We start from the raw sequence: 21,640 nt of genomic DNA, 5'->3' as shown, positions 1-21,640 counted from the left end.
AACCCTTTCGGGTCGCCGGTTTTCAAGACCGGTGCCTTCAACCGCTCGGCCACGCTTCCAATGAGGCGCACTATAAACATCCCGAACGAACCTGTAAAGCACCAATGTGTTCGTTTGCCTGAAAAACAGCCAAAATGTTGTTAATCGACTTAAATAACAACAAATTGACCGTTTATTCAGCACAAATCCGGGCTGCTGCTGTTTACTGTTTTTTGATGTACATATCTTTGGTGTAGTAGTTTCCCCGGTTATCCGGTGCAAATCCCCCCACCCATGGCTTCACCAGATGGGTACGAACATAGTGGTAAACCGGAATCGCTGGCACATCTTCCCCTAAAAGGTCTTCAGCCTGCTGGTAATATTTGCCTCGCTCCTGGAGCGAAGTTGCTTTCGCCGCATTGTGCATCGCTTCGTCAAAGGCTGGATTACTGTATCGGGTGGTGTTTTCACTATCACCTGTGCGGAAAATATTGAGGAAACTCGACGCATCGTCGTAATCCGCTATCCATGCATAGCGTACGACGTCAAAACTGCCGGTGTGCATGGTATCCAGCATCGTTTTCCATTCCTGGTTCTGCAGTTTTGCCTCAACGCCAAGATTTTTCTTCCACATTGACGAGGCGGCAATCGCGATTCGCTGATGCGTTTCGAAGGTGTTGTAGAGCAGATTTAAGTTAAGCGGATGCTCAGGGCCGTAGCCCGCTTCCGCCAGCAGTTTTTTTGCCTCGGCAATGCGTTTGTCGAGTGGCCATGATGCGTAGTCCGGCGCGTGTAATTTTACCCCGCCAATTTCAGGCTGGCTGATAACCCACGCCGCACGCTGTCCCTGTCCCATCACCTTTTGTGCGATGATGTCCTTATCCAGCGCCATATTCAACGCCCGACGCACGCGTGGGTCGTTAAACGGCGCACGCGTGGTATTAAACTGATAATAATAAGTTGAAAGCTGAGGTGAGACATGGAGTTCATCACCCATCGTCTTTTTCAATTGAGCGAACTGATTGACCGGAACACTAAAAACAATATCGATTTCCCCGGCTTTGTAACGGTTAACGTCTGCAGCCTCTGAACTGATGGGCAAATACGTCACTTTATTAATGACCGTGTGCTGATCGTCCCAGTAATGCGGGTTGCGCACGGCAACAATCCGCTCGTTGACGACCCACTGCGACAACTTATACGCACCACTGCTGACAAAGTGCTCCGGACGAGTCCACTTATCGCCAAAGCGGCCAATCAGCACTTTATCCAGCGGCACCAGCGATGGATGCGCCAGCATCGCTAAAAATGCCGCTGTCGGCTGCGTCAGGGTAATTTCCAGCGTGGTGTCATTCAGCGCCTTGACTCCAAGCGTCGCGGGATCTTTTTTCCCCTGAGCAATATCAACCGCATTTGCGACATGCATATTGCCCAGATAAGAGGCATAGGGTGAGGTAGTTTGCGGTGAAACCAGGCGCTGCCAGCTCCAGACGACATCCTGTGCAGTAATAGCCGATCCATCTGACCAGGTTATGCCTGGGCGTAAATGGAAGGTCCAGACAGTGTTATCTTTATTCTCCCAGGAGGCAGCAAGACGGGGCGCAATAGTGCCATCCAGGTTTACGGCCACCAGCCCATCGAACATATCGCTGATTAAATTAAACTCAACGTTGCTTTCGACTTTATGCGGATCCAGTGAGGCTGGCTCACTGCCGTTGTTTCTGACCAGCTCCTGTTTTTCTGCAAGTAGTGTACCTGCAGGCACATTTGCCGCCCTTGCCGCGCCGTTAATAGACATCAAACAGACAGCCAACAGCGTAAACGTCAATATCTTCGATTTATGTTGAGTCATTCCCTTTACCTTATTGCTCTGTTTTATGTAAACACCGCTGTCACTGTCAGAGAGATTCGGGAATAACGCAATATTTTTCAGTTACCTGGGAGAGGTGGATCTGACATTTTCGCACTTATAGTGCTAACATCTGATTCGGGAGCTTTTGTTGAAATAATATGCTTAAGCCTGGCGGGTTAAAATGCGTAAAGATGGGTAAAACCGCTGTGTCATTCCCCTTGATTTCATTATCCTCCATCATTAATTACATCTGTCATAAGAGAGTGACTCATGGATCGTATTATTAGTTCTTCGCGCGATCGTACATCGCTACTCAGCACACATAAGGTGCTGCGTAATACCTATTTCCTGCTCAGCCTGACGCTGGCGTTTTCAGCGATCACCGCAACTGCCAGTACAGTACTGATGCTGCCATCTCCGGGTCTGATTCTGACGCTGGTTGGTATGTATGGTCTGATGTTCCTGACCTACAAAACGGCAGATAAACCAGTAGGTATTCTGTCTGCTTTCGCTTTCACCGGTTTCCTGGGTTACATCCTGGGACCGATTCTGAACACTTACCTGTCGGCAGGTATGGGTGACGTGATCGGTATGGCACTGGGTGGTACGGCGCTGGTCTTCTTCAGCTGCTCTGCGTATGTTCTGACCACGCGTAAAGACATGTCCTTCCTCGGCGGTATGCTGATGGCAGGTATCGTGGTGGTGCTGATTGGTATGGTTGCGAATATCTTCCTGCAACTGCCAGCGCTGCATCTGGCGATTAGCGCGGTGTTTATCCTGATTTCTTCAGGTGCCATCCTGTTTGAAACCAGCAACATCATCCGTGGTGGTGAAACCAACTACATCCGTGCAACCGTCAGCCTGTATGTATCGCTGTACAACATCTTCGTCAGCCTGCTTAGCATTCTGGGCTTCGCCAGCCGCGATTAAAATGACCACGTACATTATCCAGCCCCGCTTATGCGGGGCTTTCTTTTTTGGTAAACTGCCGCCAGTTTGACTAACGCAGTGAAGAATTATGTTGATCTTTGAAGGTAAAGAAATCAGTACTGATAGCGAAGGCTATTTAAAAGACACAACCGAATGGAGCGAACCGCTGGCAGTTGCCATTGCTGAAAACGAAGGAATTACGCTGTCAGTTGAACACTGGGAAGTAGTGCGCTTTGTGCGCGAGTTTTATCTGGAGTTTAATACCTCCCCCGCTATTCGTATGCTGGTCAAAGCGATGGCCAATAAGTTTGGCGAAGAGAAAGGCAACAGCCGTTATCTCTACCGCCTGTTCCCGAAAGGTCCGGCCAAGCAGGCAACCAAAATTGCCGGTCTGCCAAAACCGGTCAAATGTATTTAATAGCGGATACTAAATCCCGTTAACTCTTCGCCAGGCCGATGCGGTTCGCTGAGGACTCTGTCTACCCTGGCGCTACGCGGGCCCCCGGCTTTTAACCACTTCATCAGTTGTTCCACCCGGTCGCTTTCACCGCAGGCGACAACCTCTACGCTGCCGTCATCCATATTCTTCGAGTAGCCAGTCAATCCCAGCCGTTGCGCTTCATGCTGAGTGGTATAGCGAAACCCCACCCCCTGTACCCGGCCATAGACCCAGGCAATTATGCAGACTTTCGACATTATGGTTCTCCTTATCATCGCGGTGCGCGTTGCAAATACACGTAAAACTCAGGACAATGGCGCCCATTTCTTTGAATTGACAGAATAGTAAATTATGAGTGTACGTTTAGTGTTAGCCAAAGGGCGCGAAAAATCATTACTTCGTCGCCATCCGTGGGTATTTTCCGGTGCCGTCGCACGTATGGAAGGTAAAGCCAACCTCGGTGAAACCATCGATATTGTTGACCATCAGGGTAAATGGTTAGCACGCGGCGCGTACTCACCCGCGTCGCAGATCCGTGCACGCGTCTGGACATTCGACAAGTCTGAATCCATCGATATTGATTTCTTTACCCGCCGTCTGCAACAGGCACAGAAATGGCGAGACTGGCTGGCGAACAAAGATGGTTTGGATAGCTACCGTCTGATCGCCGGCGAATCCGATGGTCTGCCGGGCGTCACCATTGACCGCTTCGGCAACTTCCTGGTATTGCAGTTGCTCAGCGCCGGTGCTGAATATCAACGCGCCGCATTGATTAGCGCCCTGCAGGTTGTCTTCCCGGAGTGCGCAATTTATGACCGTAGCGATGTTGCCGTGCGTAAAAAAGAAGGCATGGAACTGACTCAGGGTCCCGTCACGGGTGAACTGCCGCCAGCTCTACTGCCGATTGAAGAGCACGGGATGAAACTGCTGGTTGATATTCAGCACGGACATAAAACCGGTTATTACCTCGATCAGCGTGACAGCCGCCTGGCCACGCGTCGTTACGTGGAAAACAAACGTGTCCTGAACTGTTTCTCTTATACCGGCGGCTTTGCTGTCTCAGCCTTAATGGGCGGATGCCGTCAGGTGGTCAGCGTCGACACCTCCCAGGAAGCGCTCGATATTGCCCGCCAGAACGTAGAGCTGAACAAGCTGGATCTGAGCAAAGCTGAGTTTGTGCGTGATGACGTGTTCAAGTTGCTGCGTGCCTATCGCGATCGTGGTGAGAAATTTGATGTTATCGTGATGGACCCGCCGAAGTTTGTCGAAAACAAGAGCCAGTTGATGGGCGCCTGCCGTGGCTATAAAGACATCAATATGCTGGCAATTCAGTTGCTGAATCCGGGTGGCGTACTGCTGACATTCTCCTGCTCCGGATTGATGACCACCGATTTATTTCAGAAAATCATCGCCGATGCCGCAATAGATGCCGGGCGTGATGTACAATTTATAGAGCAGTTCCGTCAGGCCGCCGATCATCCTGTGATCGCTACCTACCCGGAAGGGCTGTATCTGAAAGGGTTTGCCTGTCGCATCATGTAACTTGAAAAGTGGAATATTACCCTTACATAGAGGGTATCTATTTCCCGGGAGGTGACTATGATTGCCAGCAAATTCGGTATCGGCCAGCAGGTCCGCCATTCCCTGTTAGGTTACCTCGGAGTGGTCGTGGATATCGACCCGGAATATTCGCTTGATGACCCGTCACCTGATGAGTTGGCGGTTAACGACGAACTTCGCGCCGCTCCCTGGTATCACGTGGTGATGGAAGACGATAATGGCCTGCCAGTACATACGTATCTGGCTGAAGCACAGTTGAGTAGCGAGCTACAGGAAGAACATCCAGAGCAACCATCGATGGATGAACTGGCACGGACAATCCGTAAACAGCTCCAGGCTCCACGCCTGCGCAACTGACAACATTTCTCCGGCCTACGACAAACACCGTTGTAGGCCGGATATACAATGCGCCATCCGGCAACAGTACAACCTTACTTCGCTAGTCCCAGTCTGGGGATTTCAATCGCCGGGCAACGATCCATCACTACCGCCAGGCCCGCATCGCGCGCCAGCACGGCAGCCTGCTCATTAATCACGCCAAGCTGCATCCACAAAGTCTTCGCACCAATAGCAATAGCCTCCTGTGCGACTCCCCATGCTGCTTCTGAGTTTCTAAAGACATCCACCATATCCACTTTCTCTGGTACGTCTGCCAGTGTCGCATAGCCCTGCTGCCCCAGCAGTGTTTTTCCGGCAACTTTAGGAGACACGGGGATAACGTGATAACCCTGATCGAGTAAATACTTCATCACCCGATAGCTCGGGCGATCGGGTTTATCGCTTGCTCCTACCAGCGCAATCGTACGAGTAGATGTCAAAATGCCAGCAATATCGGTCTCTTTCATCGTCTTCCTCCAGGCTGTTTTGCAAAGTGTACGACAAAGCTGACGTCACAACCATTCATCCCATACTGGCGCATGAGAGCTAAACTGGAAAATATGTCTATATGTTAGTAAACATGATTGTCGAAAAATTTAGATACATCTTATACAGAAATCTTCTGGACAGGAGAACCTTATGAAAACCGGCATTGTGACAGCCCTTATTGCTCTGTTTTTGCCGGTAACCGTTTGTGCGACCTCTTTGCGCCTGTCTAATGATATTGACCTGCTGGTGCTGGACGGAAAAAAGGTGTCCAGCTCTTTACTGCGCGGTGCCGACAGTATTGAGCTGGAGAATGGTCGGCATCAGCTTGTCTTTCGCGTTGAGAAAACGATTCGTCTCTCCAGCCATGAAGAACGTCTGTATATTTCTCCTCCGCTGGTCATCAGTTTTGATACTCAGTTAGTTAGTCAGGTCAATTTTCATCTCCCCCGTCTGAACAACGAACGTGACGCAACGCATTTCGATGAAGCTCCCCGTGTGGAACTATTAGATGGCGATTCCATGCCCATTCCGGTCAAGCTGGATATTTTGTCGATTACCTCATCGGCAAAAATCGTGGATTATGAACTCGAGACTGAACGCTATAACAAATCGTCTAAGCATGCTTCACTCCCACAATTTGCCACTATGATGGCAGATGACAGCGCATTGCTCTCAGGGGTTTCTGAACTGGATCGGGTGCCGCCGCAGTCACAAACACTCACCGAACAGCGTTTGAAATATTGGTTTGGCCAGGCCGATGCGCAAACACGAAGTAATTTTCTGCAATGGGCAGAGAAACAGCCACCCTCATGACGTTTATGTTCACCTACGCATTTTTTTTGTCTTTCTCTTGCAGCGTCAAACGCTTCCAGTACTCTGTAATAAGGTTAACTTGGGAGCTGTACTATGGAACTGACGACTCGCACTTTACCGGCGCGTAAGCATATTGCGCTGGTTGCACATGATCACTGTAAACAGATGCTGATGAGCTGGGTGGAACGCCACCAGCCATTGTTAGAAAAGCATGTCCTCTATGCGACAGGCACGACAGGAAATCTCATTCAACGCGCGACCGGCATGGATGTCAACGCCATGCTTAGCGGTCCAATGGGCGGCGATCAGCAGGTCGGCGCACTGATCTCTGAAGGGAAAATTGATGTGCTGATCTTCTTCTGGGATCCACTCAACGCCGTGCCTCATGATCCGGATGTTAAAGCCCTTCTGCGCCTGGCCACAGTTTGGAATATTCCGGTTGCCACCAACGTATCTACCGCCGATTTTATTATCCAGTCGCCAAACTTCAACGATGCAACGGACATCCTGATCCCTGATTACGCCCGTTATCTGGCAGAGCGCCTCAAATAATCGCCAGACAGGCGGCCGCCGTCGCCGCCTGTTCTTCAGGGTTTTCTCGCTACCGGGACATCCAGTTGTTTTAGTTCATCAACAAAACAGGATGGCGCGTCTTTATTAAACAGCAACCACACCCGATGCCGGGCACGGGTAAGTGCCACGTAGAGCAACCTTCTCTCTTCTGCATCCGGAAAATCCTCGACCATTGGCAGTAATGCTTCTTCCATAATCGACTCACGGGCCGGGGCCGGAAAACCATCGTTGCCATCATGAAGCCCAACGACAATGACATAATCCGCCTGCTGTCCTTTACTGGCATGAATAGTCATAAAGTCCAGCTGTAGTTTGGGCCAGCGGGTCGCTGCTTTCTCAAGACTGGCAGGTTTGAGGTGGTGATATCGCGCCAGCACCAGTATGCGTTCTTCTGCTTTCGCAAAGCCGGATAGCTTATCCAACAGCGCATCCAGCTGACTTTCATCGAGCAGAGTGACGGCTTTCCTGTCGCCTGCTGTCAGGCTATTGAGCGGTTTTTTAAGCTGATGCGGGTTTTGCTGGATAAACCGATTGGCTATTTCGCCAATACGACTATTAAAACGGTATGTCGTATCCAGATCGCAGCGATCGCCCTCACCAAAGTGTTGCCGGAAGGCGGTAGTTAACGAAAGTTGTGCACCACTGAAACGGTAAATGGCCTGCCAGTCATCCCCTACGGCAAATAGCATGGTCTGTGAGTTTTGCTTGCGCAATGCGGCTAACAGGGCGGCGCGCTGTGGGGATATATCCTGAAATTCATCAACCAGGATATGCTTCCAGGGGCTGATAAAGCGTCCCTTCTCCAGAATGACAATCGCCTGATGGATCAATCCAGAAAAATCGACGGCATTCTCTTCTTTCAGAGCACTCTTCCAGGCCTTGAGTAACGGCGCCATCAGCTTTATACGTTTGCTGAACAGGTCGCGGATCGCCTCCGGCGCATTGGCGATCATCTCCGCCTGTGCTCCACCATGCATACGCATCAGGCTAACCCAGCGATCCAGACGTGAGGCCAGACGACGTTGTAATTTTTCATCGTCCCAAAAATTGCCTTCTGGCACGGACCACTGCATCTCTTCTTCCAGCCACTGTCGCCAGCCTTTAGCCTGGGCTTTTTTCTCGCTGCACTGCTGACGCCATGTGGCGATAAACAGCTTATTTCTGGCGGCAGTATCATTTTCGAGTTTGCTGACTGTCGGAACTTTTTTGCTACCCTGATGAATAATATGCAACGCCAGTGAATGAAACGTCCGCGCGGTGACGTCTTGCGTATTCAGTCGTTCGCGAATGCGCTCATCCATTTCCTGAGCGGCTTTGCGACCAAACGCCAGCAGCAAGATTTGTTCAGCGGCCGCTTCTCCCCGCGCCAGCAACCAGCCTGCACGCGCAACCAGAACGGATGTTTTGCCACTTCCTGCCCCCGCAAGCACCAATAGCGACTGCTCGCCATTCACCACCGCACGAGCCTGGGCTGGATTCAGCGGTGAAGACTCAATCTTCTGGAAAAACTCGGTATGCTCCGCCAGCATCGCATCGGTGTATGCCTGATTGTGCTGTAAGCGACAGGCTTCAATGTCCTTCAACCATGCCTGGCATTGGTGCAACGCCTCACGGCAATTATCAAATTCTTCCAGTCGGTTGATCGGGAGCGGTAGCGCGGCAAAGGCACGGCGGATCTGCTGCTGCAGCCCTGACGTTTGTTCGCGCGTCAGCCATTTGTTATCACTGGTACGCGCCGCAATCGCATCCAGCTGTTGCTGTAAAACTCCCGCAGCGACGTCGCTCATCTCCTGGCTCCACTGCTGCCAGAGGATGTTCAGATGATGGTGGAAACGTTGGGTTTCCGCCCATTCAGTGCCGTGAAGGCGTACAACTTTATCATCAGAAAGCACAAATTCCAGCTCACCCCATACCAGGCCCCTTTTACAATGGATAGCCAGTAACTGATTGAATGGAATAAGATACTCATGACGGTCGCCAGAGACTTTAATGCCGGCATTGAGAATAACGGCCCGATCGTAAGGGTGTTGCGCCAGACGTTTTCCCAGAGAAGTTGCTTTCAGTTCCATAAGACTTACGCGGATCCACACGAAGAGGTTTGCTTATCAGTGTAACCGCCAGAGAAAACGTGCTCCAGCCCAAAAAAACGTTACAATTGCCAAACTCACAGAAAACCAGAGTTAACCGAGGGTTTATGCGTACTGTTCTGAATATTTTAAATTTTGTGCTTGGGGGATTCGCCACCACCTTAGCCTGGTTACTGGCGACGTTAGTCAGTATCGTGCTTATCTTCACACTACCCTTGACCCGCTCCTGCTGGGAAATCACACGCTTGTCGCTGTTCCCCTACGGTAATGAGGCGATTCACGTTGATGAACTCAACCCGGCGGGTAAAAACGTGCTTCTGAATACCGGCGGTACGCTGCTCAACATTTTCTGGCTGATTTTCTTCGGCTGGTGGCTGTGCCTGATGCATATTGTTTCCGGTATTGCCCAGTGCATTACGATTATTGGTATTCCGGTTGGTATTGCGAACTTTAAAATCGCCGCAATTGCACTCTGGCCCGTTGGTCGTCGCGTGGTTTCAGTCGAAGTTGCCCGTGCCGCACGCGAAGCCAACGCGCGTCGTCGCTTTGAATAATCGGAACTGATGGCCTTTATGTTAAGTCCACTGCTTAAACGCTATACCTGGAACAGCACCTGGCTGTACTACGTGCGGATTTTTATCGCGCTCTGCGGCACTACGGCGCTGCCGTGGTGGCTGGGTGACGTCAAACTGACCATCCCGCTCACGCTGGGCATGGTTGCTGCCGCGCTGACCGATCTGGACGATCGGCTCGCGGGTCGTCTGCGTAATTTGATTATTACGCTGATCTGCTTTTTCATTGCTTCGGCCTCCGTCGAATTGCTCTTCCCATGGCCATGGCTGTTTGCTATTGGATTAACGCTTTCCACCAGCGGCTTTATACTGCTGGGAGGCTTAGGCCAGCGTTATGCGACCATCGCCTTTGGTGCATTACTGATCGCCATTTACACCATGCTGGGAACATCACTGTACGACCAGTGGTATCAGCAACCGATCCTGCTGCTTGCAGGCGCCATCTGGTATAACCTTCTGACGCTCATCGGTCACCTTCTGTTCCCGATTCGTCCACTGCAGGACAATCTGGCACGCAGCTACGAACAGTTGGCACACTACCTGGAGCTGAAATCCCGCCTTTTTGATCCCGACATTGAAGATGAAAGTCAGGCCCCCTTGTATGAGTTAGCGCTGGCCAATGGGCAACTGATGGCGACGCTGAACCAAACAAAAGTATCATTACTGACCCGTCTGCGCGGTGACCGCGGACAGCGAGGAACCCGCCGCACACTGCATTACTATTTTGTCGCGCAGGATATTCACGAACGCGCAAGTTCCTCACATATTCAGTACCAGACGCTACGCGACCATTTCCGTCACAGCGATGTGATGTTTCGTTTCCAGCGACTAATGTCGATGCAGGGACAAGCCTGTACGCAACTGTCTCGCTGCATTTTGCTACGCACCCCTTACCAGCACGATCCACACTTTGAGCGAGTCTTTACACATATAGATGCTGCCCTTGAGCGCATGCGTGCAAGCGGTGCCCCTGCAGATCTGCTCAATACGCTGGGATTCTTACTATCGAACCTGCGGGCTATCGATGCGCAACTGGCCACCATTGAGTCTGAACAGGCTCAGGTACTCTCGCGCAATGAGTCAGAAAATCAGCTTGCCGATGACAGTCCGCACGGATTCAGTGATATCTGGCTGCGTCTGAGTCGCAATTTTACGCCAGAGTCGGCGCTGTTTCGCCACGCGGTTCGCATGTCTCTGGTGCTCTGCGTCGGGTACGCCATTATCCAGATAACGGGCATGAACCATGGCTACTGGATCCTGCTGACCAGCCTGTTTGTCTGCCAGCCCAACTACAACGCCACACGACATCGTCTGGCGTTAAGGATTATCGGCACATTAGTCGGGATAGCGATTGGACTGCCCATCCTGTGGTTCGTCCCATCGCTGGAAGGGCAATTAATACTGCTGGTGATCACCGGCGTGCTCTTTTTTGCTTTCCGCAATGTTCAGTACGCACATGCCACAATGTTTATCACGCTGCTGGTATTGCTGTGCTTTAACCTGCTTGGTGAAGGGTTTGAAGTCGCACTGCCGCGCGTCATCGATACGCTGATTGGTTGTGCCATCGCATGGGCAGCCGTCAGTTTCATCTGGCCAGACTGGCGCTTTCGCAACCTGCCACGGGTGATTGAACGGGCGACCGATGCAAACTGTCGTTACCTTGATGCCATTCTCGAACAGTATCATCAGGGGCGAGACAATCGTCTGGCATACCGTATTGCGCGCCGCGATGCGCATAATCGTGATGCGGAGCTGGCATCCGTGGTGTCGAATATGTCGAGTGAACCGGATGTCACTGCCCAAACGCGCGAAACGGCATTCCGCTTGCTGTGCCTCAACCATACCTTTACCAGTTATATCTCGGCACTGGGCGCACACCGTGAACAGTTAACCAACCCGGACGTTCTGGCATTACTGGACGATGCCGTTTGCTATGTTGATGATGCACTTCATCATCAACCCGCTGACGAGCAGCGCGTATACCAGGCGCTTGAAGGACTGAAGCAACGGATTCAGCATCTTGAACCACGCCCGGACAGTAAAGAACCACTGGTCGTACAGCAAGTTGGCCTATTGATAGCGCTACTACCAGAAATCAGACGATTACAGCAGCAAATTGCCGCATTGCCGTCTAGTACACCGGTTCAGGCGTAAGAGAACTCACCCACTCCACAAGCTCCTGGCGACGAATCGCCGGGAGTGCCGCCTCATGAATTCCCCCAATTGCGCCTTCAAGGGCATAGAGTATTTTCACCGTCAGGGCGGGATTAACCTGTCGCAGTTTCAACCAGCACATTTTTGCCCCCAACATGCGTAATGTGCTTTCATCTTTTATACCTGCTTCATTCAGCAGGGTTTCCAGATGGAATGTCATGTTCGGCAGTCCACGCAGGCGATGCTGTGCAAAACGACTTTGCTTTTCTTTTAACGCCGCATCCAGTGAATACCGTGATAGCGACACCAGTTGTTGCTGGTTTTGCCACAGCGTATCGTTCACCTGATAATAATTGAGCACCACCGGACGTCCACGTTTTATAAATGTCAGCCAGACAGGGGAATGTTTTACACAGTACTGCGCACTCTGTTCACAGGCCCGAAGATATAACTCGCCACTGGCGACCATGGCGAATACCGTGTCCTCAACCGTCAGGCTATAACCCCCAAACAGCGATCGGTAACGAATAGTCCCCAATGACGCCAGATATTCTTGTGATTTATAGATCCTTGCATAAGAAAGTTTTTTCATAAAAATCCTTTTAAATCATAACGTAATAAAATGATTTGCAGTAGCGGATCCGTTAATGACGAAAATAGGCAACTTATTCGCAAGGGGCAAGATGAATTTTGTTTTTCCCGTAACAACAACCAAAAACTGCGAACCTGTTTCAGAAAATAAGGTTGATCTTTGGTGATAGCAGGGTTACTGTATATTCATACAGTAACTCACAGGGCTGGATTGATTATGTACACTTCAGGCTATGCAAATCGTTCTTCGTCGTTCTCTTCCACAGCAAGCAAAATTGCGCGCGTGTCGTCAGAGCACACTACCGCTGGGCTTATCAGTGAAGTGGTCTATCGCGAGGACCAGCCCATGATGACGCAGCTCCTGCTGCTTCCCCTGCTTCAGCAATTAGGTCAGCAGTCGCGCTGGCAGCTGTGGCTGACGCCTCAGCAAAAACTAAGCCGGGAGTGGGTGCAGTCGGCCGGGCTTCCATTGACGAAAGTCATGCAAATTAGCCAACTCTCTCCCTGCAATACGCTGGAATCTATGGTTCGTGCGCTACGCACGGGTAACTACAGCGTCGTAATTGGCTGGCTGACGGAAGAATTAACCGAAGATGAACATGCCGAGCTGGTAAAAGCAGCAGATGAAGGCAATGCGATGGGATTTATCATGCGTCCTGTACGCGCTCAGACACTTGCGGGGAGACAGCATTCCGGGCTAAAAATTCACTCGAATTTGTATCATTAAGTAAAATTAGGATTTATCCTGGAATTTTTTTTCACCCTCAAATTCGGCTTTGAGCTTTAACACCTTTTTTGTGAGAACGCCTGTGTGAAGCGGTTTCCGCGATAGTAGCTGTACAATTAATCATCCACAAATGTTAAATATTGTGTATACAAGCCTTTTTTTTTCATATGCCTGACGGACTTCACACTTGTAAGTTTTCAACTACGTTGTAGACTTTACATCGCCAGGGGTGCTCGGCGTAAGCCGCAGATATCGGTAGAGTAACTATTGAACTGGTCCCCGGGTGAAGGATTTAACCGTGTTATCTCTCTGGAGATATTCATGGCGAATTTTGGATGATAACGAGGCGCATAAAATGAAAAAGACAGCTATCGCAATTGCAGTGGCACTGGCTGGTTTCGCTACCGTGGCGCAGGCCGCTCCGAAAGATAACACCTGGTATACTGGTGCTAAACTGGGTTGGTCCCAGTTCCATGACATCGGCAACAATCAGATCAACAACAACGGACCGACCCACGAAAGCCAACTGGGTGCTGGTGCGTTCGGTGGTTACCAGGTTAACCCGTACGTTGGTTTTGAAATGGGTTACGACTGGTTAGGTCGTATGCCGTACAAAGGCAACACTGAAAATGGCGCATTCAAAGCTCAGGGCGTTCAGCTGACCGCTAAACTGGGTTACCCAATCACTGACGATCTGGACGTTTATACCCGTCTGGGTGGTATGGTTTGGCGTGCAGATGCTAAAAACAACGACGGCTTCAAAGACCACGACACTGGTGTATCTCCAGTATTCGCTGGCGGCGTAGAGTATGCAATTACTCCTGAAATCGCTACCCGTCTGGAATACCAGTGGACCAACAACATCGGTGACGCGAACACCGTTGGTGGTCGTCCAGACAACGGTCTGTTGAGCGTTGGTGTTTCTTACCGTTTCGGCCAGCAGGAAGAAGCAGCTCCGGTAGTTGCTCCGGCTCCGGCTCCGGCTCCAGAAGTACAGACCAAACACTTCACTCTGAAGTCTGACGTTCTGTTCAACTTCAACAAAGCGACTCTGAAACCAGAAGGCCAGCAGGCTCTGGATCAGATGTACAGCCAGCTGAGCAACCTGGATCCGAAAGACGGTTCCGTCGTTGTTCTGGGCTTCACTGACCGCATCGGTTCTGACGCTTACAACCAGGGTCTGTCTGAGAAACGTGCTCAGTCTGTTGTTGATTACCTGATCTCTAAAGGTATTCCTTCTGACAAAATCTCCGCACGTGGTATGGGCGAATCCAACCCGGTTACCGGCAACACCTGTGACAACGTGAAAGCTCGCGCTGCGCTGATCGACTGCCTGGCTCCGGATCGTCGTGTTGAGATCGAAGTTAAAGGCATCAAAGACGTTGTAACTCAGCCTCAGGCTTAAGTTATCGTCTTATAAAAAAACCCCGCCTGGCGGGGTTTTTTTTCACCTACATATCATGCAAAAGCACAGACACGCTCCATATTGACGTTACCCGTACCCTACTCTTTACCCAGTAACGCCTGTAGATCCTGTTTCAATGTCGACATCTTGTTCGCATACTTTTCTTTATGTTCCGCATCTTCAATCAACTGCACAATCGTTTCTGAGAGCGTTTTACCACGTCGCTGCGCAAGCCCGGCTAAACGCTGCCAGACCATAAACTCCAGATCGATCGATTTCTTACGCGTATGCTGATGTTCTGCATTAAAGTGCCGCTTACGCCTCGCCCGGATCGTTTGCTTCATACGATTGAGCAGTGCTGGGTTCATGTATTCTTCAATCCAGGCGTTGACCCGAACCGGTTCATTTTCGAGGGTTAGCAACAAATCAACGGCTTCTTTGGCAGCGCTGGCTTCCACATAGCGGGTAATCAACTCCCCCTCGCGATGCTTCTTCACCAGGTACTTCCATTTCCATCCGCTTTCAAGATTTTCAAGTTGTTGATATTTCATTGCGATCTCAATGTTACCGTGTAACTCTTATCAGAATATCAGCTTTTTCGGCATCTGAAGAAAAGAATATCCAGCCTGTGAACTGTCGCTCGTCATCACATTCGTTTAGCGGCGCTTTCCACGTGTGCAGTGCTGATGGTTACGGTATAATCTCGTTTTTTACAACAGACTAAAAAACATCAACTTTGACCATTACGAAACTTGCATGGCGTGATCTGGTTCCTGATACCGATAGCTATCAGGAAATATTTGCACAGCCGCACGTCACTGACGACACCGACACCTTACTCAGTGATACTCAGCCACGTTTACAATTCGCGCTAGAGCAACTTCTTCAGCACTGGGCTACGTCCTCGTTTATGCTGGTGAAAGCGCCCGAAGAGCTGGAGTATCTCAATCTTATTGCAACGGCTGCACGTACCTTGCATGCGGATGCCGATAAGTTAACCGGGGGGCATTACGATGTATCCGGCCACACTATTCGTTACCGCGCAGCAGAGAAAGCAGACGACAACTTTGCGACGTTAACTCAGGTGGTTAATGCTGACTGGGTTGAGGCCGAACAACTGTTTGGCTGTCTGCGCCAGTTCAATGGCGAAATTACGCTGCAACCGGGACTGGTCCATCAGGCCAACGGCGGTGTGCTGGTTATCTCATTGCGCACACTTCTGGCTCAGCCGTTGTTGTGGATGCGCCTGAAAGCCATTGTCAGCCACGAACGTTTTGACTGGGTGGCCTTTGATGAGTCTCGCCCCCTGCCAGTCTCCGTCCCTTCTATGCCGCTTAAACTGAAAGTGGTGTTGGTCGGCGAACGTGAATCGCTGGCAGACTTCCAGGAAATGGAACCAGAACTGGCAGAACAGGCTATCTACAGCGAATTTGAAGATAACTTGCAGATAGTGGATGCCGAAACCATGACACAGTGGTGTCAGTGGGTAACGCATACTGCCCGCCGCAACAATCTGCCCTATCCCGCTGCCGATGCCTGGCAGGTTCTCATCCGCGAAGCCGTTCGCTATACCGGCGAACAGGATACGCTGCCGCTTAATCCGCTATGGATCACCCGCCAGCTCAAAGAAGTGGCCCCTCTTTGCGACAGTGATACCTGCACTGCGGAGCAATTGAGCCTGATGCTTGCTCAGCGTGAATGGCGAGAAGGATTCCTCTCTGAACGGATGCAGGATGAGATCCTGCAAGAGCAGATCCTCATTGAAACGGAAGGCGAGCGTATTGGGCAAATAAACGCCCTGTCGGTGATCGAATTTCCAGGTCATCCCCGCGCATTTGGTGAACCTTCACGTATCAGTTGCGTCGTGCATATTGGCGATGGCGAATTTACCGATATTGAACGTAAAGCCGAGCTGGGCGGAAATATTCATGCCAAGGGTATGATGATTATGCAGGCGTTCCTGATGTCGGAACTCCAGCTTGAACAGCAAATACCGTTCTCTGCCTCTCTGACATTTGAGCAATCATACAGTGAAGTAGACGGTGACAGCGCCTCTATGGCAGAACTGTGTGCGCTAATAAGCGCTCTCGCTGACGTTCCCGTCAATCAAAGCATCGCGATAACCGGTTCTGTCGATCAGTTTGGTCGTGCTCAACCTGTCGGCGGTCTGAATGAGAAAATTGAAGGCTTCTTTGCCATCTGCCAGCAGCGTGAATTAACGGGGACTCAGGGTGTGATTATCCCTGCAGCCAACGTCAGACATCTGAGCCTGCCACCCGCACTGTTGCAGGCTGTTGAAGAAGAAAAATTCACTATCTGGGCAGTAGACGACGTGACCGATGCGCTGCCACTGCTATTAAATTTGGTGTGGGATGGAGAAGGTCAGACGACGCTGATGCAAACTATCCAGGAGCGTATTGCTGCGGCAACGCAACAGGAAGGCCGTCACCGTTTTCCATGGCCGCTACGTTGGCTGAATTGGATTATTCCGAACTGATCGGACTTGTTCAGCGTACACGTGTTAGCTATCCTGCGTGCTTCAATAAAATAAGGCTTACAGAGAACATGGTAGATAAACGCGAATCCTATACAAAAGAAGACCTTCTTGCCTCTGGTCGCGGTGAGCTGTTTGGTGCTAAAGGCCCACAACTGCCTGCACCAAGCATGCTGATGATGGATCGTGTCATCAAGATGACCGAAACCGGCGGCAACTTTGACAAAGGTTATGTGGAAGCTGAACTGGACATCAACCCGGACCTGTGGTTCTTCGGATGCCATTTTATCGGCGATCCGGTAATGCCAGGTTGTCTGGGTCTGGATGCCATGTGGCAGTTGGTTGGATTCTATCTCGGCTGGTTGGGCGGCGAAGGTAAAGGCCGTGCACTGGGCGTGGGCGAAGTGAAATTCACAGGTCAGGTTCTGCCGACCGCGAAGAAAGTCACTTACCGCATTCACTTCAAACGCATCGTTAACCGCCGCCTGATCATGGGTCTGGCTGATGGTGAAGTGCTGGTTGATGGTCGCCTGATCTACACCGCAAATGATCTGAAAGTGGGTCTGTTCCAGGACACCTCGGCGTTCTAATCGCAGACATCTGTAGGTCTGGCAGTGCGACATGGCCGAATGGCAGCGCACGTTATTTTGCCGGTCTACAAAAGGCGAAACCTCCGCTTAGCGGAGGTTTCTTTTATCTAAAGAGACAGAATCAGGCCATTAAAACCCTATCCCCCATGGCTTCTCGCCAGCCTCCCAGCCAGTATGACCTCTGATTCAGCGTCTGATAGGGACACATTTCTTTTGAGCGTCCGGCAATGCCGGCCTGATATCCACGTTGATGTGCCCGTTCCAGGCGATCTCGTTTTTGTCTCTTCATGCCTCGTTTCCCTCATTTTTAGGTCTGGTGGAAAAGAAAACAGTGATTACTAAGTGTGCAATCACACTAAACGAATACCCCTAAACATTAGACTCGTCAATGCGCAAAATTCACGCCAGTGTCATATTTGTGAGCTAGCTGGTAAATCATTTGTACAAAAATTCTCTGTCAGAACAGCTACCTCAACTGCTAAAAAAATAAAAAAAACCGCCTCTGGCGATGAGCCTGAGGCGGCATAATTTACAATTATTTAAGCTTATGGAATGCGTTTCAGCTCCTGGGCGATTGCCGTCGCTTCCTGACTCCAGGCGCTGGCCAGAACTTTCACCATTTCATCGTAGCCATCCTGCGTCTGTACAACTTCGATATGGAACGGACGCTTGATTAATTGCCCCTGGTGATTCAGCAACCATTCACCGCTGACAATCACTTTGCCGTCGTAACGTCCGTGAAAGCCTGTCACCGTCACGTTAAGCGTATCCTGAGTGCTTCCCAACGGCTGAGAAGCGACCACCCAACCAGGAAGTTGCATACTGAGATTTGCGACAAGGGTATTACGCAGTTGCTGATCCAGTGGGCTGGCCCAGAGATTGTTATTTGCTATCACATACTTCACGTCGCTGGTCTGGTACACCACACCATTCCCCGCCAGGTAATCAGGTACTGCAACCTGTTCAACCCACAACAGGCGATTGCCCTGATTAGCTGAACTTTGTCCCCCCCCTTGCGCAATGGGGAGCTGATAATAGCTTTTACTCTCTCCGCTGGAGCTACATGACGTCAGCCAGACCGCCATCATCACCACTAGCCACTTTTTCATTGTTTCGCCCTCTTCGGCTCTGGATCTTTTTTGTCCTTCGCTTCAAACACCAGCGCGTTGCTCTTGTCGTTCAGCGTTTTCAGAACCGGCTGCAGTTCACGCAGTACCTGATCAAGACGCTGCATATCTGCCACCATCTTGTTATAGGCCGCAGAACCCGGCTGGAAGCCCTGCATGCTGCGATTCAGTTCACGTAACGTATTCTGCATATCCGCAGGAAGCTGCTGCATCGACTGGCTGGACGTGATCTTATTCATGTTATCCAGCGTAGTTTGCAGATGCTTCATCGTGCGCTGGCTTTCCGACAGCGTATTGGTTGCCTGCTCAATCATCGGGTTCAGCGGCAGGCCATTAATCTTATCCAACGCTTCCATCAGACGTTGCTGAATCTGCGCCAGACCGCCACTCACTGTTGGGATAATTTGATAACCATTAAACTCGCGTACCCCTGTAATTGGCGGCTCTTTCGGGTAAAAGTCGAGATCGACATACAGCGCGCCGGTCACCAGGTTCCCCGTCTTCAATGAGCCTCTCAGCCCACGTTTGAGCAACTCAGCAAGATGAGCCCCCACATCGGTGTCTTCACCCAACTGCGCTTTCAGCCGTTCAGGTTCAATACGCACCAGAACAGGAATGCGGTAATCATTGTTAAATACCTGGCGCATATTTGGCGCGAAGAAAGGCACTTTACTTACTGTACCCAGGCGTATACCACGGAATTCCAACGGCGCACCCGGCTGCAGACCACGAATTGAATCCTTGAAGAACATCAGGTAATCAATGTGATCGGTATACAAGGAATCCTGAATACTTTTTTGATCGTCATACAGATTAAAAGAGGAATGCTGTTCAACCGGTTGGCCTTGCTCCAGCCCTTCCGGTACGTCAAAGCTTACCCCACCGCCAAACAGCGTCGTGAGCGAGCCCATTTCTACTCGCATACCTGCCGAAGTGAGATCGACGGCAATACCGCTGTCTTTCCAGAAACGGACATTACTGGTTACCAGTCGATCGTTTGGCGCATTGATGAAAAGCTGGTAGCTGATCGTGCGTTTTTGAGCATCAAACGTGCTGGTCTCAACCGAGCCCACGCGATATCCACGGAACAGCACCGGGTCACCCGGACTCAATTGACCGGCTTTTTTACTGTCCAGGATCACGCGGATCCCTTTCGCATCAGGCGGCGCCAGCGGTGGAGAATCGAGCAATTGGTAATTTTCCAGCTTGCTGCCTTTATTACCGGGTTGCAGCTCAATATATGCCCCGGACAACAGCGTTCCCAGGCCACTGATACCTTCACGCCCCACCTGCGGCTTCACAACCCAAAAAACAGAATCTTTATGCAGCAGCTTTTCCATACCGGAATTAAGACGCGCTTTAATCTCCACATGGGTCAGATCATCCGTCAGGGTTGCGCTCTCAACGATGCCGACGTCCACACTGCGGCTCTTAATCGTCGTTTTGCCCCCTTCAATACCTTCGGCATTGGTCGTAATCAACGTGACTTCCGGCCCCTGATGGCTGTAGTGGTAAAACAGAACCCATGCGCCAATGAGTGCAGTGACGATCGGGAATATCCACACGGGCGACCAGTTTTTTACCTTCTGCACTTTGGCTTCCCCACTTTTAGATTCCATGCTGTCAGGACTCCTCATGGCCTGGTTCTGGTTCACGGTCCCACGACAGACGCGGATCAAATGTCATCGCAGAAAACATTGTCATAATGACGACTAAAGCAAACATCAAAGCACCCATTGCAGGATAAATGTTCATCAACCCTCCCATACGCACCAGCGCAGAGAGCACCGCAATAACAAAAACGTCGATCATTGACCAGCGACCGACAAATTCCACCACCTCATAAATCAGGTGCATACGTTCGCTGTCGCGTTTGCCATGCCCTTTGGCATCCCAACATAGCCAGGCAATGGCGATCATTTTTAAGGTCGGCACCATAATACTGGCGATAAAGATAACTGCAGCCACGGGATAAGAACCTTCGCTCCAGATTAAAACCACGCCCTCAAGAATGGTTGATGGCAGTTTTGACCCCAGCAAATCGGTGATCATAATCGGCAGAATATTGGCAGGAAGATAAAGCATGATCGACGTGAACAGTAATGCCAGTGTCCATTGCAAACTGTTTTTACGCCGCACATAGCCTTTCGTTTGACAGCGCGGACACACCAGCTCATCAGCCGGAAGAATAGCCGTGCAACAGGAGCAGGAACGCAACCCTTGTCGGATACCGGGAACACCTGGCTTTAAGACCTGTTTGATAGCCGGCATCGGCGCAATATCATCCCACAGCCAGCGACGATCGACACACTGGAATGCTCGTAACTGGAGAAGACAAAAGAAGCACCACGGGATGAAACTACTGCCCACACCGATATCGCCATAGGCCATTAGTTTAACAAAGCTCACCAGCACGCCCGCAAGGAAGATTTCTGCCATTCCCCAGCTTTTTAACTGAAACAAAATGCGCGCCAGCCATGCTTTAAGCCGCCCCGGCATCTCAACCCGGTTTACCAGTAGCAGGATCGTCAGCAGACAAAAGGCCGGAACCAACTGAACGAATAAGATAAAGAAGGTGCCGAGACTGGCGTAATCTTCAGAAAAGAGCACGCTGGGAATTTGCAGCAACGTCACTTCACTACTCACCCCTGCGACGTTCATATTCACAAAGGGAAACAGGTTTGATAAAAGCAGCATGAACAATGCTGCTAACACATAGGCGGTAGGACGCTGCCGTGGCGCGTCCCACTCAACCGTTAACGTAGTGCCACATCGTGGACATGCCGCTTTCTGACCATGCTCAAGGCGAGGAAGCGCCACCAGCATGTCACACTGCGAGCACAAAATATGCTTCGCGGCATGGTGATGTTCGCACATATG

At 50.8% G+C, this 21,640-nt stretch carries 22 protein-coding genes; 12 read left to right on the top strand and 10 right to left on the bottom strand.

Annotated features, from left to right (window positions below; all coding sequences use genetic code 11):
- Positions 1-202 precede the first annotated feature (202 nt).
- Entirely contained in the window at positions 203-1,831 is a 1,629-nt protein-coding gene (locus FDX24_RS06290; protein WP_115643630.1) for an ABC transporter substrate-binding protein, read from the bottom strand.
- Between the two features lie 270 nt (positions 1,832-2,101).
- On the opposite strand from FDX24_RS06290, the gene yccA reads away from it, so the two are divergent.
- Together yccA and tusE are read left to right on the top strand one after the other, a co-directional pair.
- Positions 2,102-2,761: an FtsH protease modulator YccA gene (gene yccA / locus FDX24_RS06285; protein ID WP_003035917.1), complete on the top strand. Its 660-nt coding sequence runs from the start codon at positions 2,102-2,104 to the stop codon at positions 2,759-2,761.
- A gap of 88 nt (positions 2,762-2,849) precedes the next feature.
- Positions 2,850-3,179: a sulfurtransferase TusE gene (gene tusE, locus FDX24_RS06280; protein WP_048212102.1), complete on the top strand. Its 330-nt coding sequence runs from the start codon at positions 2,850-2,852 to the stop codon at positions 3,177-3,179.
- On the opposite strand, the gene yccX is transcribed toward tusE, so the two are convergent.
- Positions 3,176-3,457, bottom strand: a complete 282-nt coding sequence (yccX, locus tag FDX24_RS06275; protein WP_101742817.1) for an acylphosphatase — start codon at positions 3,455-3,457, stop codon at positions 3,176-3,178. The genes tusE and yccX overlap by 4 nt on opposite strands.
- 94 nt (positions 3,458-3,551) lie before the next feature.
- On the opposite strand from yccX, the gene rlmI reads away from it, so the two are divergent.
- Together rlmI and hspQ are read left to right on the top strand one after the other, a co-directional pair.
- Complete coding sequence (gene rlmI, locus FDX24_RS06270; RefSeq protein ID WP_115602288.1) at positions 3,552-4,742, top strand: 23S rRNA (cytosine(1962)-C(5))-methyltransferase RlmI; 1,191 nt, start codon at positions 3,552-3,554, stop codon at positions 4,740-4,742.
- Between the two features lie 57 nt (positions 4,743-4,799).
- Positions 4,800-5,117 carry a heat shock protein HspQ gene (gene hspQ, locus FDX24_RS06265; protein WP_005123508.1) on the top strand — a complete coding sequence of 106 codons (318 nt, stop codon included), beginning with the start codon at positions 4,800-4,802 and terminating at the stop codon, positions 5,115-5,117.
- A 74-nt stretch (positions 5,118-5,191) separates the two neighbouring features.
- On the opposite strand, the gene FDX24_RS06260 is transcribed toward hspQ, so the two are convergent.
- The gene (locus FDX24_RS06260; RefSeq protein WP_006685217.1) at positions 5,192-5,605 is read right to left on the bottom strand and encodes a CoA-binding protein; all 414 of its coding nucleotides are present in this window, start codon (positions 5,603-5,605) and stop codon (positions 5,192-5,194) included.
- 172 nt (positions 5,606-5,777) lie between these two features.
- Between FDX24_RS06260 and FDX24_RS06255 the strand changes: the two genes are divergently transcribed.
- Together FDX24_RS06255 and mgsA are read left to right on the top strand one after the other, a co-directional pair.
- Positions 5,778-6,440 (top strand): DUF2057 family protein, encoded by a 663-nt coding sequence (locus FDX24_RS06255; RefSeq protein WP_048212105.1) that lies wholly within the window; start codon positions 5,778-5,780, stop codon positions 6,438-6,440.
- A 93-nt stretch (positions 6,441-6,533) separates the two neighbouring features.
- Complete coding sequence (gene mgsA, locus FDX24_RS06250; protein ID WP_048212106.1) at positions 6,534-6,992, top strand: methylglyoxal synthase; 459 nt, start codon at positions 6,534-6,536, stop codon at positions 6,990-6,992.
- Positions 6,993-7,027: 35 nt separating this feature from the next.
- Here the strand turns inward: mgsA and helD are convergent, their stop codons facing one another.
- Positions 7,028-9,082, bottom strand: coding sequence for a DNA helicase IV (helD, locus tag FDX24_RS06245; protein WP_137364004.1), 2,055 nt, complete (start codon positions 9,080-9,082; stop codon positions 7,028-7,030).
- Positions 9,083-9,207: 125 nt separating this feature from the next.
- On the opposite strand from helD, the gene FDX24_RS06240 reads away from it, so the two are divergent.
- Complete coding sequence (locus FDX24_RS06240) at positions 9,208-9,654, top strand: YccF domain-containing protein (protein WP_005123514.1); 447 nt, start codon at positions 9,208-9,210, stop codon at positions 9,652-9,654.
- Between the two features lie 18 nt (positions 9,655-9,672).
- The gene (gene yccS / locus FDX24_RS06235) at positions 9,673-11,826 is read left to right on the top strand and encodes a YccS family putative transporter (RefSeq protein ID WP_005123516.1); all 2,154 of its coding nucleotides are present in this window, start codon (positions 9,673-9,675) and stop codon (positions 11,824-11,826) included.
- On the opposite strand, the gene FDX24_RS06230 is transcribed toward yccS, so the two are convergent.
- Positions 11,804-12,418 (bottom strand): TfoX/Sxy family DNA transformation protein, encoded by a 615-nt coding sequence (locus FDX24_RS06230; RefSeq protein WP_048212109.1) that lies wholly within the window; start codon positions 12,416-12,418, stop codon positions 11,804-11,806. The two genes, yccS and FDX24_RS06230, sit on opposite strands and share 23 nt — an antisense overlap.
- 216 nt (positions 12,419-12,634) lie before the next feature.
- Here FDX24_RS06230 and sulA point away from each other — a divergent pair, with 216 nt between their 5' ends.
- A complete protein-coding gene (gene sulA / locus FDX24_RS06225; RefSeq protein ID WP_040231828.1) occupies positions 12,635-13,144 on the top strand; it encodes an SOS-induced cell division inhibitor SulA in 510 nt (169 codons plus the stop codon).
- Positions 13,145-13,499: 355 nt separating this feature from the next.
- On the top strand, positions 13,500-14,549 hold the full coding sequence (ompA, locus tag FDX24_RS06220; protein ID WP_048212110.1) for a porin OmpA: 1,050 nt from the start codon (positions 13,500-13,502) through the stop codon (positions 14,547-14,549).
- 98 nt (positions 14,550-14,647) lie between these two features.
- Here ompA and matP read toward each other — a convergent pair whose 3' ends face one another.
- Entirely contained in the window at positions 14,648-15,100 is a 453-nt protein-coding gene (gene matP, locus FDX24_RS06215; RefSeq protein ID WP_005123520.1) for a macrodomain Ter protein MatP, read from the bottom strand.
- Between the two features lie 185 nt (positions 15,101-15,285).
- Between matP and FDX24_RS06210 the strand changes: the two genes are divergently transcribed.
- Complete coding sequence (locus tag FDX24_RS06210) at positions 15,286-17,046, top strand: Lon protease family protein (protein WP_048212112.1); 1,761 nt, start codon at positions 15,286-15,288, stop codon at positions 17,044-17,046.
- 68 nt (positions 17,047-17,114) lie between these two features.
- Positions 17,115-17,633, top strand: coding sequence for a bifunctional 3-hydroxydecanoyl-ACP dehydratase/trans-2-decenoyl-ACP isomerase (gene fabA / locus FDX24_RS06205; protein ID WP_003035875.1), 519 nt, complete (start codon positions 17,115-17,117; stop codon positions 17,631-17,633).
- Between the two features lie 121 nt (positions 17,634-17,754).
- Here fabA and rmf read toward each other — a convergent pair whose 3' ends face one another.
- The 4 genes from rmf to pqiA all read right to left on the bottom strand — a co-directional run bounded on the left by rmf (position 17,755) and on the right by pqiA (position 21,637).
- A complete protein-coding gene (gene rmf / locus FDX24_RS06200; protein WP_003035871.1) occupies positions 17,755-17,922 on the bottom strand; it encodes a ribosome modulation factor in 168 nt (55 codons plus the stop codon).
- A gap of 256 nt (positions 17,923-18,178) precedes the next feature.
- Positions 18,179-18,742 carry a membrane integrity-associated transporter subunit PqiC gene (gene pqiC, locus FDX24_RS06195; protein ID WP_048212113.1) on the bottom strand — a complete coding sequence of 188 codons (564 nt, stop codon included), beginning with the start codon at positions 18,740-18,742 and terminating at the stop codon, positions 18,179-18,181.
- Complete coding sequence (pqiB, locus tag FDX24_RS06190; RefSeq protein WP_048212114.1) at positions 18,739-20,379, bottom strand: intermembrane transport protein PqiB; 1,641 nt, start codon at positions 20,377-20,379, stop codon at positions 18,739-18,741. The genes pqiC and pqiB overlap by 4 nt, the downstream gene beginning before the upstream one ends.
- A gap of 4 nt (positions 20,380-20,383) precedes the next feature.
- On the bottom strand, positions 20,384-21,637 hold the full coding sequence (gene pqiA / locus FDX24_RS06185; RefSeq protein WP_137364003.1) for a membrane integrity-associated transporter subunit PqiA: 1,254 nt from the start codon (positions 21,635-21,637) through the stop codon (positions 20,384-20,386).
- Between the last annotated feature and the right edge of the window lie 3 nt (positions 21,638-21,640).

Source organism: Citrobacter sp. wls716, assembly GCF_005280975.1.
Lineage (GTDB): Bacteria > Pseudomonadota > Gammaproteobacteria > Enterobacterales > Enterobacteriaceae > Citrobacter > Citrobacter youngae.
The sequence above is the reverse complement of the archived record's forward strand: the minus strand, read 5'-3'. Positions and strand labels throughout refer to the sequence as shown.